At 71.2% G+C, this 14869-nt stretch carries 11 protein-coding genes; 3 read left to right on the top strand and 8 right to left on the bottom strand.

Annotated elements, in window-relative coordinates; translation table 11 throughout:
• Positions 1-94: 94 nt before the first annotated feature.
• From AFE02nite_RS03690 to AFE02nite_RS03680, 3 genes are all read left to right on the top strand, one after another.
• Positions 95-418 carry a hypothetical protein gene (locus AFE02nite_RS03690; protein ID WP_146819094.1) on the top strand — a complete coding sequence of 108 codons (324 nt, stop codon included), beginning with the start codon at positions 95-97 and terminating at the stop codon, positions 416-418.
• A gap of 224 nt (positions 419-642) precedes the next feature.
• Positions 643-4137 (top strand): MobF family relaxase, encoded by a 3495-nt coding sequence (gene mobF, locus AFE02nite_RS03685; protein ID WP_186814455.1) that lies wholly within the window; start codon positions 643-645, stop codon positions 4135-4137.
• Positions 4134-4529: a hypothetical protein gene (locus AFE02nite_RS03680; RefSeq protein WP_052113327.1), complete on the top strand. Its 396-nt coding sequence runs from the start codon at positions 4134-4136 to the stop codon at positions 4527-4529. Before mobF ends, AFE02nite_RS03680 begins: the two co-directional genes overlap by 4 nt.
• Positions 4530-4690: 161 nt before the next feature.
• Here AFE02nite_RS03680 and AFE02nite_RS03675 read toward each other — a convergent pair whose 3' ends face one another.
• The 8 genes from AFE02nite_RS03675 to AFE02nite_RS03640 all read right to left on the bottom strand — a co-directional run bounded on the left by AFE02nite_RS03675 (position 4691) and on the right by AFE02nite_RS03640 (position 14789).
• Complete coding sequence (locus AFE02nite_RS03675) at positions 4691-6226, bottom strand: DUF6119 family protein (protein WP_034243017.1); 1536 nt, start codon at positions 6224-6226, stop codon at positions 4691-4693.
• Positions 6227-6501: 275 nt separating this feature from the next.
• Positions 6502-7743, bottom strand: coding sequence for a lytic transglycosylase domain-containing protein (locus tag AFE02nite_RS03670; protein ID WP_052113328.1), 1242 nt, complete (start codon positions 7741-7743; stop codon positions 6502-6504).
• Positions 7740-9512 carry a type IV secretory system conjugative DNA transfer family protein gene (locus AFE02nite_RS03665; RefSeq protein ID WP_034243020.1) on the bottom strand — a complete coding sequence of 591 codons (1773 nt, stop codon included), beginning with the start codon at positions 9510-9512 and terminating at the stop codon, positions 7740-7742. The genes AFE02nite_RS03670 and AFE02nite_RS03665 overlap by 4 nt, the downstream gene beginning before the upstream one ends.
• Before the next feature lie 44 nt (positions 9513-9556).
• The gene (locus AFE02nite_RS03660) at positions 9557-10675 is read right to left on the bottom strand and encodes a DnaB-like helicase N-terminal domain-containing protein (RefSeq protein WP_034243022.1); all 1119 of its coding nucleotides are present in this window, start codon (positions 10673-10675) and stop codon (positions 9557-9559) included.
• On the bottom strand, positions 10672-11757 hold the full coding sequence (locus tag AFE02nite_RS03655) for a TraC family protein (RefSeq protein ID WP_261765421.1): 1086 nt from the start codon (positions 11755-11757) through the stop codon (positions 10672-10674). Before AFE02nite_RS03655 ends, AFE02nite_RS03660 begins: the two co-directional genes overlap by 4 nt.
• Before the next feature lie 164 nt (positions 11758-11921).
• A complete protein-coding gene (locus tag AFE02nite_RS03650; protein WP_034243025.1) occupies positions 11922-13340 on the bottom strand; it encodes an SCO6880 family protein in 1419 nt (472 codons plus the stop codon).
• On the bottom strand, positions 13337-14476 hold the full coding sequence (locus AFE02nite_RS03645; RefSeq protein WP_034243027.1) for a type IV secretion system protein: 1140 nt from the start codon (positions 14474-14476) through the stop codon (positions 13337-13339). The genes AFE02nite_RS03650 and AFE02nite_RS03645 overlap by 4 nt, the downstream gene beginning before the upstream one ends.
• 1 nt (position 14477) lies before the next feature.
• Positions 14478-14789, bottom strand: coding sequence for a DUF6112 family protein (locus AFE02nite_RS03640; protein WP_034243029.1), 312 nt, complete (start codon positions 14787-14789; stop codon positions 14478-14480).
• Positions 14790-14869: the final 80 nt, after the last annotated feature.

Raw genomic sequence — 14869 nt, 5'->3', positions numbered from 1 at the left:
CCAACCTCGGGTCGGAGGTCACACAGAGCGCGAGCCGAAGCGCGGGCAGTGGACGTCTGTCGTAGCCGTAACCGCTCGCCTACTCTGTGCTGCCATGGGCGACGTCGTGCACCTAGGCCGCAATCAGCGGCCGCCCGTCACGACGATCGGAGAACCCATGCTCACCGAGCACAACGCTCGCCTCGAGTTCGACCGCACGGACATCGAGGACTTCGGTGATGAGCTCATCGAGGCGCTGCAGGCGTACCACCCGGCGGTGTCGCTGTCGCCGCTCGGGCGCGCGCAGGCCGACGTGACCTTCCTCGCCCACGACATCCCGCACGCCGCGGATATGGCAGTCGCCATCGCGTCCGAGGTCGCCGGCGCATCCTTGGTCGCGCTGGAAGTCATGAGCACCGAGGACTTCGACCGGCTCTGACTGCGCGGCCGACGTCGGTACCACGCCCGGCCCCACCGGCGGTGATCGACGAGCGGTAGGGCCCATGACTCGTCTGGCACTTTGGGTGGCGCCGGTCCTCAGGTTGGTATCCCTGCGGGCACACATCTTGGCGTGGAGACGACGCGACAGTGGGTCCGTGCGGGCCCGCCTTCTCGGACGCCGGGAGCAGCCGTGGTTGGCGGTGCATCGCCGTGGTGATGACGATGCACCGCCTGACCGCGGGCAGCGGCTACCAGTACCTGATGCGCAGCACCGCGTCGGGCGACTGCGACCGTCCCGCGGCGTCGGACCTGACGACGTACTACACAGCGTCTGGCAACCCACCTGGCCGCTGGTACGGACGTGGGCTCCCAGGGCTCGCCGACGGCGGCCCGGGCGAGGGCGCCCACGTCACCGAGGAGCAGATGGCGAACCTGTACGGCGAGGGCAAGGACCCGCAGACCGGCGCCTCGCTGGGCCGCCCCTACCCAAGGCACACCCCCGCGGCGGAGCGGATCGCCAAGCAGGTCGCCGCCCTTCCGGCCGACCTCACCGGGGAAGCCCGCGACGCCGCGGTAGCGACCATCACCCGCGTCGAGCTCGCAAAGCGCACGGCCACTGCGGTCGCGGGTTTCGACCTGACCTTCACCGCGACGAAGTCCGTCTCCACCCTCTGGGCGGTGGCCGACGACGGGACGCGTGCTGCGCTCCTCGCGGCGCACCGGGCCGCGGTCGGCCAGGCGCTCGCCTTCCTGGAGGACACGGCCGCGTTCACGCGCACGGGCACCGCCGGTTGCCGCCAGCACCAGGTGTCCGGGCTCATCGCAGCGGGCTTCGACCATTGGGACTCCCGCGCGGGGGACCCGAACCTGCACACCCACCTCGTCGTCGCGAACAAGGTCCAGGGCCCCGGCGGTGCCTGGTTGTCGGTGGACTCCCGGGCACTGCATCACGCCGTCGTGATGGTCTCCGAGCTGTATGACGACCTGCTGGCCGACGAGGTCGCCCGTCGCCTGCCGGTCCGGTTCGGATGGCGTCATCGCGGCCCGCGCCGGTCGCCGGCGTTCGAGCTCGACGGCGTCGATGACGCGCTGATGACGGAGTTCTCCAGTCGTGCAACGCAGATAGACGAGGCGATGACGGGCGTGCTCGCCGAGTTCTACGCCACGCACGGGCGCGGCCCGAACCGCATCGAGATCGTCCGGCTGCGCCAGCAGGTGACCCGCTCGGTCCGGCCGAAGAAGCACGTCACGCCCCTCGCTGACCTGATGACGCTGTGGCGCGCCCGGGCCGCGGAACGCTCCGGCAAGACGCCCGCCGAGCTCACCGCCGCGGTGCTCCGGGCGTCCCAGGCCGCGCCGCTCGGGTCTGATCGCGTCCCAGAGCCCGTCATCGACCGGCTTGCCGAGCACACGCTCGAGCAGGTGATGACGCGGCGCTCGACGTGGACCCGGTGGAACGTCATGGCCGAGGCGGCCCGCGCAACCCGGGCGATCCGCATGATGGGCCCCACGGACCGCGTCACGCTGCTCGAACGCGTCACCGACGCGGCACTCCGCTCGTGCACGAGCCTTCAGGCGCCCGACCCGCTCGTCGTGCCCGCCCGCTACACCCGGCCCGACGGCACTTCGCAGTTCACCAGGGTCGACGAAGGGCGCTACACCCACCACCGGGTGCTCGACGCCGAAGGCCGTCTCGTCCACGCCGCCACAGTCGACGCCGACGCGCCCACCACGGCCGCCTGGCTGGCCAAGGCTGTCACCTCCCGGCCGATCCACCGCACCGACGGTCGCGCCGTCACCCTCGCACCGGACCAGGCGACCGCCGTCGAGCACATCGTTAGCTCGACCCGACTCCTCAACGTCCTCGTCGGCCCCGCCGGCGCCGGCAAGACCACAACCCTCGCGGCCCTCAAGGCCGCGTGGGAGCAGGGCCACGGACGCGGCAGCGTCGTCGGACTCGCCCCATCGGCAACCGCCGCCGCCGAGCTCGGCCACGCCCTTGGGATCGCGTGCGAGAACACGGCCAAGTGGCTCTACGAGTCCACAGGCCCGGGCGCGGAGCGCCGCACCGAACTCCTCGCCCGCCTCCACACCGAACGCGCCGGCGCCACGGGCTTGGACAAGCGGTCACGGCTACGGACCATCGACGCCGCGATCACCACCCTGACCGCTCAGGGTGACCGGTTCCGGCTCCTCACGGGCCAGCTCCTGATCGTCGACGAGGCATCCCTCGCCGGCACCTTCGCGCTCGACGCCCTCACCGCACAGGCCGGCGAAGTCGGCGCGAAGGTGCTCCTCGTCGGAGACCACAAGCAGCTCTCAGCCGTCGACGCCGGCGGCGCCTTCCACCTCCTCTCCGAGCGCGGGCGACCGGCCACGCTGACCTCGCTGTGGCGCTTCAGCCACCCGTGGGAGGCCGCAGCGACGCTGCGCCTGCGCACCGGCGACGCCCGCGTCGTCGACGACTACGCCGACCACGACCGCATCAGCGCTGGCCCGGCCGAGGCCATGTGTGAGGACGCCTACACCGCCTGGCAGACCGACACCGAACGCGGGGCCAGCGCCATCCTCATCGCCTCCGACTCCCGGACCGTCGACGTCCTCAACACCCGGGCTCACAACGACCGGGTCACCGACGGCCTCGTTACGGCCACCGGCGTCACCACCAGCGCCGGCGCGGAGATCGGCGTCGGGGACCACGTCATCACGCGGGCGAACGACCGGCGCCTGCACGCACCCAACGGGCACGTCCGCAACGGCGACCTGTGGCGGGTCACGGCTGTCGCACGCGATGGCGCCCTGACGGTCGTGCCGCTCTCCCGCCGGGACCGCGCAGCGAGCGCGCGGGCGGACGAGGTCGTCCTTCCTGCTGCCTACGCCTCCCAGCACGTCGAGCTCGGCTACGCGACCACGACCCACCGCGCGCAAGGGGTCACGGTGGACCGTGCCCACGTGCTCGCTGGCCCCGGCATGGTCCGCGAGAACCTCTACGTCGCCATGACCCGCGGCCGCCACGACAACCACGTCTACCTCGCCCTGGACACCATCGACGCCGCCTGCGACGACCCGCCCGAGCACCAGATCTCCCAAGGCGGCCGCGACGCGCTCGAAGCCATCCTCACGACGCCGGGCGCTGAGCTCTCCGCGACCGAGACGATCGCAGCCTCGCAGGACGAAGTGGCCTCAACCAAGCGCCTGCTGCCCATCCGGCACACGCTCCTAGCCGACGCCGCAGCCGAGCGGTGGGGCGCTGTGTTCCGGACCGTCGGGCTGACCGCGGAGCAGTGCGACCAGATCGCGACGTCGCCCGCCCGCGGTCCATTCCTCACCGCGCTCGAGCGGGGGCGCGCGCTCGGCCACCCGATGCACGAGGTCCTTGCGGGTCTCATCGCCGCCCGGCCCCTCGACGGACCACACCCGGCGGCCGAAACCGCAGCGGTGCTCCACCACCGCGTGCACGAGTGGCTACGGGCGCACACGGAGGACCCGGCCGCGGTGCCCGTCGCCGCCGACGCCGATGGCATCCCAACGGACATCGGCGCACTGGTCGACCAGGTGGACGAGCTCCTTGCCGAGCGTGTCGAGGCTCTTGGTTCGGTGTCTCTCGGCAGCCGCGCCGACGTCGACCCGGCGCGGGAGGGCTACGTCCCTGCCTACCGGCCGACGACGGCTGATGCGGCGCATGGAGCGCGAAGCGAGAGGAGCGTGACCTTGTGACCAGCACGAGCGGTGGAACCGACCGAGGCGTCCTTCCCAAGGTGGTGAACAGTCAGCCGATCGGTCCGCCCCAACCGATCATGTGGTCCGCGTACACCTGCGAAGAGCAACGCCACCTCCTGGAGAGCCTCGACGCATGGGTCAGGTGGCTCGTCGACCACTACCGCCTCGACCGCCGCTACGTCCCCGAGTGCTGGACTAAGCACTGGGAGCTCATCGAGGAGCTCTCGGCCCTTCAGCTCGCATGGGAGGCTGCCTATGCAACGACCTCCCACGGCGACGCACCTCTGGCCTGGCACGAGCGCTTCGCACTCGCGCGGACGAGACTCGCCGAGTGGGTGGCCCGCACAGGCTGTCGCGCTGGGGAGCATCGTCGCGCTGGGAGCGGCTGAGGCGTACCGCGGGCCTGCGCTACGGGTGGCCCAACTGTGTGGGCACTCGCTCAGTAGCCGCCTAGTTCTGCATTCGTGGTGTCACGCCGGGGCGCAATACTGCGGTCCGATTGGGAGGTGTCTGCATGACGCCCCGTCGTGGAGGCTGTTCCCGGAGCAAGCTACTCGCTCTCCGTCGCTGCTGATGACGCGCTCCCGGAATCGTGCTTCAAGTGAATCTTCCGGCTCAGTTTGAGCACCGGAACGAATCCGACCTCCTCGCACTGGCGCGCCCATGCCTCGACTTTCTGTTTCAGAATGATGGAACCGGACTCGGCAAGGCTCGCCGGTCGCTTCTTCGCGCGGTATCCAAACCAAAGGCAATAGCGGCGAAAAGGCGGAAGCGCGTGGGTCTGAGCGCCGTTGTGGATTAGTTCCACAACGCTGCTTGCCTGGTCCACCACGTAGTTGAGCTTCTGTGGCGTGCCGAACTTCACGGCGTATACCGTGTCGCCCTTCTGAAGGTCCCAAGCCTCCGACGGTGCGCGTCCCGCTGTCTTGAGGATGTCAAAGTCCTTGTCCGCCACCACGTAGCCGTAGTCCTTGAGACTCTTGTTGAACTCGCCCTCGGGCAGCGCGGTTTCGATCAAGCCCTCCTCGGTCTCCTCGACTGCAATCCGACGGATCGCGTCGTCGAGCGCCTCAAGGTAGTCTTCGTTGAACTTGAGCCATTTGCCCCCGCGAAGGACGACGTGGTCCTCGTCGCAGATGTAGTCCACAGCTTCGCGGATTGGTTGCGTGTAGTCGGGCTCACCCTCGCGCCGATGCGTAATCTTGAGTGCCAGGACCTTGTCGCGCGGTACCTTGCGGTCCGCAAGGTACTCCTTCACTTCCTTCATGGTCAGGCGCTCGAGGTCCAGGGGTCTGTAGTGGCCGCATCGAAGCGTGAACGATCCCGAACTGCCGAACACGAAGTCGACGCCAAAGAGATCAAATGTGTCGGTTGAAATGTCGGACGTGCCCACGGGCGACAGAAGTTCATCGACCAACTTCTCGTCGTATCTGGCGACCTCTTCCTCGTCCGATAGAACTAGAGTCCGTGGTAGCTTGAAGCGCGCGGGCTTGGCCAGTTCTTCGTCGATCGCGGATAGGAGCGCCCCCACCTCGGGCGGCTCAATAGTCGGCGCGAGAAGGCATGATGTGCCAAACTTCCCGTCGGACCCGAACGTGTCGACCTTCTCCGGAATAATGCGCCCCTGAAGATAGTCGATTGAGTTCCCTGGCGGCACGCTCAGGCGCGCCTGGCCCAAAAAGCTGCGGATGTCTTTTCGCTGCTTGCCTTGAAATCGTCGAGCAGAGGTCTGATTCACGTCGTCCGCGTTGGCTACTCGCTTGGCCATCTCGATGCCAAAGTCGTAGTCGCAGTACGGTCGTACATAGAAGTGCGCTTTGCCGAAGGCGATCGCATAACAGGACGTCTCGCGTTGCAGGAGCATCACGGCGAAGTACGAACGGTTGTAGTACCCGGTCCCGCCGATGTACTCCGCGAACGTGTTCACCCACGGAATGGTTCCGGGATTCGGGTCTGTAGAGAACAGGAAGTCGCCCTTCCAGCCGTCCTGCTGGAGTGCGCGCGTTGAGGTGAGCCCTTTATCGTTGAGGTGTCGCTTCAGCGAGTTGACCTGATCGCTGGGAATCCGGAAGATGTTCAGCCTCATTGAGTGATCCCTCCGCCGCTGCCCGATGGTAGCCCGGGGGCGGGGTGCGCGTGGCCTTCTTCGGCGGCTACTCGAGTCTTCTCGTCGCTCGACTAGTCTCTGCAGGGCGGAGGCCGTGCACTTCGGTTCCGCTTCCGCGCAGCGACGGGCCCGGTGCGGCTCGGTGACCATGTGGTTCCAGGTGTCGGTGGGGTCTTCGATATGCAGCCTCTGGGTCCGCCACGCGGGTCACCACCTGCGCGAAGCGGGACCTGGGCTCGTGATCGCGTGCGCTGCTAATGGCCCGACGGTGCAGGGTGGACGGTTCCGTCGGGGAGCCGCGCGCCCTTGCACACGGGGTTGGACCAGCCGAGGTAGCCGGTACCGCTGACGTAGCCGGCGTTGAGCTGGGCGGAGGAGAGCAGGTACACCCCGCCGTGGTTGCCTGTGGCGGAGTCGAACACGCCGTTGGAGGTCACCATGACCTTCTTCGGGTCGCAGCCGGGGTCGGCTTGGACGACGACGGAGACGTGGCCGGCGGGTCTGCCGGTGCGCCAGAAGACGAAGGACCCCAACGGAGGGCAGGCGTCGCCGGGGTGGGCGTTGCCGGTGGCGACCATCTGCCGCCAGTGCTCGGCGGCGGTGGGGTAGCCGGAGCCGACGTAGCCGTAGGCGCGGCAGGCGAGGCGGTCGCAGAGCTGGTGCCAGCCGGAGGTGACGCCGACGTAGGACATGGCGGTGCGGACGGCGGTGGCGACGTCGTGCGGGGTGCCGGGCGGGACCACGACGTCGCCGGTGCCGAGGCCGGGTAGGCACCCGACGCCCGAGGTGTCCAGGGGGCCAGACGGCTCGGGCGTCGGGGCGCTCGTGGGGCCGGTCGCGGCGTCGTCGGGGAGGTCGCTGCGGATCCCGGCGTCGGTTACGGTAGTCCACTCGCTGACGCGCCGGTCGACGTTGTCGATGAACCGTGCGGTGACCGTCGGGATGTCGGGGTAGGTGCGCAGGCGGGACTCGCCGGCGTTGTGGGCGATGATCAGCGCGTCGAGCAGCGGCAGTTGCGAGGATGCCCACCCGGGGTGATCGGCACGGATCTGGCGGACGCCGGCGAGGCGGTTGCACAGGTACTGGCCGCCGTAGCGGGCGTGGGTCAGGGGGTCGGCGATGTCGCGGACGCCGTTGGCGTCCCGGTCGGCGTCGAATCCGTGGCCGTAGACGCCGGTCCAGATGGCCTCGTTGATCTGGAAGAGGCCCCAGGTGCCGCCGTTGGAGTCGTCGGCGTAGGCGTCGGGGCGGAAGCCGGACTCCTGTGCCATGACCGCCGCGATCCACGCCTCAGGCAGGTCCGGACAGGCGGCCTTGGCCTCCCTGATCCAGGCCCTCGCTTCGAGGGGCACGGGAGCCTCGGCCGCCAGCACCCCGCCGGCGGAGGTCTCGATGCAGGCGCTGGCGCCCGCGCCGATGCCGATGGCGGCGAGCACCGCGACAGCGGGTACGACGGCGCACCCCGCCCCGCCGAGCAGCAGCAGCTTTTTGATCACGGTGTTCCCCTTCCGGTCTCGTCGCGTGCGGCGGCTTCGACCGCCTTCTGGTCCGCCCGCAGGGCGGCAGCGTCACGGCGCGCCGTCCATGGGGCGAGGTCGATGACGACGGGTCGTGTGTGGCGCAGCAGGAGGACGCCGGTGCCGAAGGGCAGGGTCCGCAGCACGGACGGCGGCATGACGGGCACCATGCGTACGGAGGTCGACGTGGAGTGTTCGCCCGCGCGGCCCACGGAGCGGGTCGAGGTGAGCTCGTCGATCTCGCCGAGGAGGCGGGAGACGTCGTCGAGGTCGCGGTACTTGGCGAGACCGCCGAGGACGAGCTTGACGGTCGCGGCGTCCCAGATCGCGTCGGCCGCGTGCTCGCCCCAACGGTTCCGGGCCTGGGCCAACGACTGCAGAACGGCCAGGGTGGTGATGCCGGATCCACCGCCTTCGGCCATCAGCTGAGGCAGCGACGGCAGCGGGGTGAGGTTGGCGATCTCGTCCAGCGCCAGGAGCAGGGGCGGGTCCAGGCGCGCACCGGGGGAGCGAGCCGCGATGCTGCGCGCCGTCTCGGTGATGTCCTCGACGAACGCCGCCACCAGTGGGGCGCAGGAGCCGGAGCTGACGGCGGAGGCGAGCAGGTAGAGGGTGCCGGACTCCCGCAGGAACGTCGCGGGGTTGAACTCCTCGCCGGGTGCGGGGTCGACGGCGGCCAGGACGTCGGGATCGGCGAGCGCGGCCAGGGACTGTCGGACGCCGAGCCAGACGGAGTCGCGGGTGCGGGGGTCGGCGTGGATCGCCGCCTCCAGTGCGTCGGCCCAGCCGGACGCCGCCGACGGGTGGCGGTTCAGGGTGGTGACGGCGTCTTCGGCGAGCACCGGGTTCAGCGACCAGCGGTAGAGGTCGACCGCGCGTCGGCCGTCGAGCGCGGCGGCGTGGAGCAGGCACCGCAGCGCGGTCTCGGTCTGTCCTGCCCAGAAGTCGGAGTCGGAGACGGTGCGGCCGAAGCCGGCGCCGGCGGCGAGGCCGCGGGCACGGACCAGGGCGGTTCGCGGGGTCTCGCAGCCGCGCACCGGGGACCAACGAAGCCCGCCGGGGAGCCCGGCGAGTCGTTGCGGGTCGAAGATCGCGACAGGGCCGCGTCGGGCGCGGGCGCGCATCGTGACTGCGAGGCTGTCGGGCCTGGTGGAGGTGGCGAGGACCGGCCCGGGCGCCTCGAGCACCCACGGGATCACGACGTGTAGACCCTTGCCCATGCGGGGTGGGCCGACGAGGAGCGCCGAGTCCTCGACGGAGCACCAGAGCTCGCGGCCGCGGACGCGACCGACCCGCAGTCCGACCTGCTCGGGGCTGGGGCGCGGGCCCGTCGATGGGCGGACGACGGCGCCTTTACGCACCAGGGCGCGTCGACCCGCGGCAGCTGAGGCCTCGGCCGCTGTGGCGAGCCCGGGAAGGCTGCGCAGCGACCGCTCGCGGTCGGCTCCGGCCGAGCCGGCCACCAGCCGCCACGCCACAACGACGGCGCCGGCCACCAGCGCGACGACGACGGCTGTGATCGTCCAATAGAGCCAGGGGGCGGGGAGTGCCTCCGGCGCGGGCCAAGCACTGGCGGGCTCAGCGGGCGAGCCGAGCGCGCGCAGGGCGTCGAGCGGGCCGCCGGCGGGCGCGGGTCGACCGGTGAGGAGGCAGGCCAGCGCGGCTCCGCACCACAGAACCGCGCCGAGCCCGAGAGCAGCCGCACCGGCCCAGAGCACCCACGAGGTCACGTCCAGGCCGCCGCCCATCCGCGGATGGCGACTGATCGGGCGTCGTGCAGGCGGACGGCGCGTCATCCCGCCACCGGACCCTCGCGCTCGGCCACCGGAGTCGCGGCTGCACCGACGAGCCGCAGTGGCGACGTCCCGGGCTCGCGGTGGTCGTCGAGCATCCCTGCGCCGTCCCGGAGGGCGGTGGTGATGAGGTGGCCGGTGTCGACGAGGTCCTCGACGCGCAGGCCCGGGTTCGCCGCGCCGGACATCAGCTGCTCGGCGCCATGGTCGGCGATGCGCCGGAGCTGGTCGATCCAGACGGTCCGCTCGACCTCACGCACTGGGGCATGTCGGCCCGCCTCCACGGCTTCCCGCAGCTCCGTCAGAGTGGGTGCGGGTTGGCCGTGGTGGCACAGGCGAGCCGTCGCGGCCGCCACGGTCACGACGTCGACCGGCTGCCGGAGTTCGGCGAGTTCGAGCATCACGCCGTAGGCGGTCCGCCAGGACGGCGATGAGATCCGTTGAGGTGGCAGGTGGGCGCCGACCGCTGTGACCTCGGGCGGGTGGGTGATGAGGGCTCCGACGAGCAGCGCCTCATGCGCCTGCTCGATCGCGGTGTCTCGGTCGGGATGGTTCTGCAGGAGCTTGTCCGCGCCCAGGCGCAGGCCCGGATTCCGGAGCGCAGGTCGGAGCTGTATCGGCGTCCGATCCTGTGCGGACTCAGGGAAGCCCATGGCGGCCGCCCAACGCCAGGCCACGGAGTCGAGGGCGGCGTCGACCAGCGCGCACGTGGACGACATGGGCACGGACTCGCGGGAGAGCGCCGACTGAAGTGCACCAGCCCGTAGGAGGATGCCGACGCCGGCGACCTCCCGGCGCAGGCTGGCCTCCACGACGATGCGCCCGTAGGTACCCGCGTTCGGGGCAGCAGGCACCGCTTGCAGCAGGTCGTGGACGACGACGCCCGGTGAGGCGCTGGGAAGTCGTCCGGCGAGGTCTCCGGCGACGGCCATGGGATCGATCGGATCACCGGCCGTGTCGCATTCACGCAGCAGCGAGAAGACGGTGCCGTGGCGCGGGTCGGAGAAGTCGCCCGGGCGGAGCCAGCGGCGTACAGAGGCCAGCGACTGGGGGTCGAGTATGAGCGACCCGAGCAGCGCCTGCTCGGCGAGGCGGGTCGCTTCGTCCGGCCGGATCATGGCGTGCCCCGCATCGCTGCGTCGGTGTCGAAGAGCGCCAGCTCGGCTGCGCTCAGGTGGTGGTGCACCACGTGGGTCCGGCGAGGCATCTTCCAGAGGCCTGTCCCGCGGGGGAGTGCGGTGAGCACGTCACGCTCCGCGGTGGACAGGCCCAAGGCCGTTCTCGTGAGATCGAGCTGGTCGCTCTCCTGTCGGTAGACGATGCGTGTCGAACAGTCGGCGAGGAGTCCTTCGGCGAGCGCGCGTGCCTCGCTGCCGGCGCGCCCGACGGCGTCCAGGTCGGACAGTCGGTGGAGCACGAGGAGGTTGGCGATGCCGTAGGCGCGTGAGAGCTTCCACTGGGCCTGCATCCGCCGGACCAGGGGGACAGAGCGCATGAGTCGCCACGCCTCGTCGTAGATGACCCACCGCTTGGCGGTGCCGGTCGCGATGGCGTGCTCCAACCACGACGAGGCGCAGGCGGTCGCGACCGCCAGGGCGTCGTCGTCCGAACCGAGGCCCGAGAGGTCCAGCACGGTCATCGGCGCGGCATGGTCCAAGACCTGCGTCGAGGGGCCGTCGAACATGCCGGCGAGGTCGCCCCGGACGAGCCGACGCAGGGCGAAGTAGAGGTCTCGTCCGTCGTCGGCGGTGCCCGGCGCGAGGGCCTCGACGGCGTCGCTGAGCGTGGGATCGGGACGGATCTCCACGCTCGTGATGGCGGCCTCGAGGCCTTCGCGCTCGGCGGGTCGGAGTTCCCGTCGGAGCGTCAGCTCGGCGAGCGCTGCGAGGAGGCGGAGGCGCGGGCCGTGCGCCATGTCGCGCGCCGCGCCGTGCGCGTCGAGGGGGTTCAGCCGCGTTGGGAGGCCCGGTCCGAGGCGGACGACGACGCCGTCGACCGTCTCGGCCACGGGGCTCCACTCGCCCTTCGGATCGCCCGGGACGTAGACCCGGCGGCCGCTGGCGATGGCACGCACCGCCAGCGACTTGGCGAGGGCTGACTTCCCCTGGCCGATGACGCCGGCGAGGACGGCGTTGGGGTTGGTGAGCTCACCGGCGGCGTACAGCGCCCAGGGGTCGAAGCAGAACGGGCCACCGGTCATCGCGTCGACGCCGACGAGGGCGCCGGTCGTGCAGGGGGAGCCGGCGAGGAACGGGTAGGCGCCCGCGAGTGTGGCCGAGGACGCGCGGTGCGCCGGAATGCGCAGCGATCCGGCCGGGCGGAGTCGGCCACGCGAAGGGCTCGGTGCGGGGGCGGCAGCGCGGTTCACACCACACCTCGCGCGAGGGGCACCGTGGCCGCCAGGTGCGCCGAAGCCTGCTGGCCGACCAGCCGGCGGAGTTCGCACAGCGCCTGCGCTGCCGCCGCCTCCGTCGCGGCGCAGGCTGCGTCGAGCTCCTCGGCGGAGCGAGCCGTGACGGTGACGAGCCCGGTGAAGCGCAGGTCGCCGTGGCCCGCGACGAGCTCCTGTTCTCGGCGGAGCAGGTCGTCGAGCTCGGCGCGGATGGACTCGTCCTCGACCTGTCCGATCCGTGCGCGCTGTGCGGAGTCGGCGGCGTGCTCGGCCTTGGCCCGCCGGATCTCGCGGAGGGAGGAGGCGATGGGAAGTGGTTCGGCGATCAGGGTGACGGTGCGCACGGCGTCGGGGGTCAGTACGAGGGGCTGCAGGAAGCCGGGGTGGACGTCGGACCGGGGCCACTCGGCGATCCAGTACGTCGAGTGGACGCCACCGTCGGTGGTCACGTGCGTCCACGACTCTGCGATGCCCATGGCGGGAGGTGCCGCGGCGCTCGGGACGTGCTCGGGGGCGGGGCGTGTCGTGGGGTCGTAGGCGGTGCGCAGCACCGAGTGGACCTCGGCCGCGCTCACCCAGCCTGTGATGTCGATGTCGGCGCCCGCGAGGGCATCGGTGACGGCGCCGAGCTCTTGCTCGAGCGTGCGCACGTCGGGTTCGCTCAGCTGTCGGAGGCCGCCGCGGGGCGGGCGCAGGGCGACCGCAAGCAGCGTTTCGGCACGGCGACCGACGTAGGCGGCGTCGTCCATCAGCTCCGCCAGGACGGTTCCCGCCCACGAACCCGTGGCGATCGCGTTCTCTCGCCACCAACGGTGCGCAGCGGTGTCTCCCGCCGGAGTGGTCCGCAGGACCAGCTGGACTCGCCGGACCGTCCGGCGTCGGCCGATGGTGGCCAGCGCGCGGCCCCAGCCGTCGACCTTCCGACCCTGGGTGCCGGGGTCGTCCAGGACGAAGCCCCGGCCGGAGACGCGCGCCACCGCGGTCACGGCCCCACCTCGGCGGTCGACGAGGAGCGCCGCACCCAAGGCCGGTGTCGCGACGACCGGGATCGTGCCAACGCCCGGCAGCTCAAGGCTGCGGCGCAGCACGGGTAGCGCGACCTCGCGAGCGCCGGTGAGGCGGCGGATGCCCCAAGCGGCGGACAGGGGTACCCACTCGACGAGCGGTCGTCCGCCGACGGACCCCAGCGCCAAGACCAACAGTGGCACCCAGATCGCGGCAGAGGCGGCAAGCCCCGCCCCGCCGCCGGTGTAGACACCGGTGATCGCCACGAACGTCGCAACGCCGAGGACGACGAGCTGGGCGGCGCCGAGCCCGAGCAGGATGCCGCGACGCTCGCGTCGGCCGAATCGGACGAAGGGGCCCTCGGGAACGGTCGTCGCGGCGGTCATGCCCCGGCCGCCTTCCCGCTGGCGCCTCTCGCGGCGGGTGCCGCAGCCCTGGGAGCGGCCGCCGCCATCGGCTTGGCTGCTGCGACGGCCCGACTGCCACGCGCAGCGGTCGCGGCCGACCCGGCACCGCTGGTGAGCATCGTGAGCGCGGCGTGCTGTGCCGCCACGCGGGTCGTGCGCCCAGCCGCCTGGCCCGCACGCGAGATCGGGTTCGCTGCGACGTTCTGGTGCATGAGGCTCGCGGCCTCCATGCCTGACCAGTGCACGAACCGCCACGTCAGCCACGGCGCGAACAGAGCGATGACCATGAGGAGCAGCCCGACGAGGAGGTCCGAGAACGACCGTGCGTCGGGAGTGGCCTCGGCGGTGCCCGCGAGGTCAGGGCCGGTGCCGCTGAAGGCGGAGGCGCCGACGACGAAGACCACGACGATGACGAGCTTGGAGAACACGAGCGCGGCGACGATCTCGAGCCATCGACGCGTCCACACGCGCGTCTGGTCCCACGCCGACCCAGCGAATGCCACGGGCGCGAACACGGCGATGAGGATGAGCGCGGCCTTGCGGAACAGCAGCACCCCCCACAGAAGGAGGAAGGCGAGGCACAGCAGGAACGCGATGAGCAGCTGCAGACCGGGGGACTGGGAGGTGGCCAGCGCAGAGAAGTTGAAGAACTGCGATGCCGCCGCACCCACCGTGGTGCCCGCGGCGCCGGCGATCGCCTTGCACATCTCGTCGACGGCCGTCAGCGCGAGCTGCGTCGCGCCGAGCGCGAGAGCGCCGCCGAGCAGCGCCTTGCCGACTCCCACGACGGCGCGTGCCAGGCCGGCGCCCTCCCGGCGGAGTACGGAGCCGATTACCTGGGCGGCGAACAGTCCGACGACGAGGGGCAGCGTGACCGCGGCGACGACGCCGACGTTGGCCCGGAGCCAGTCGGCGGAGAGATCCACGGCGGTCGACGAGTTGAGGAGGCGGAGCGCCAACTCGCCGAGGTGTGCGGCCGCGTTGGTGAAGGCACTCGCGATGCCGCCGAGGACGTAGTCCGAGGCCGCGGCCTGGGCCGATCCCGCGGCGTTCGAGACCAGGTCGCAGACGAAGACGATGGGCCCGACGCACGGGTCGAGCTCGGTGGCTGCCACGTCAGACACCTGACCCGAGTCCGGCGAAGAACCCGACGATCGCGTTCGCGGCTCCGATGAGCAGAGCCCCGCCGGCCGAGACCACCACGCCCGACTTCCCACCCGACGCGTACTGGTAGTTGCCCTGCTGGTGGGCCAGCGCCCACACGATCACCGAGACCACGAGGCCGGCGACGCAAGCCACCAGGCCCCACGTCAGCAGGGCGCCGACGATCGACCGGACCACGGGCAGACCGGGCAGCCCGTCCTCGTTCGGGCTGATCCCCGGGTCGGCCGCTGCGAGCGACCATCGTGCGAGTCCGGACGCGACCATGGCTGACCTCCCGTCGTCGTGCACGCCGGATGGCGCGCTCACGTAGAGGTGTGCCGCGAGGACGACCAACCTGGGCAGTG

This window comes from Actinotalea fermentans, from assembly GCF_007991475.1.
Lineage (GTDB): Bacteria > Actinomycetota > Actinomycetes > Actinomycetales > Cellulomonadaceae > Actinotalea > Actinotalea fermentans.
This window is presented reverse-complemented; position numbering and strand designations above follow the sequence as displayed.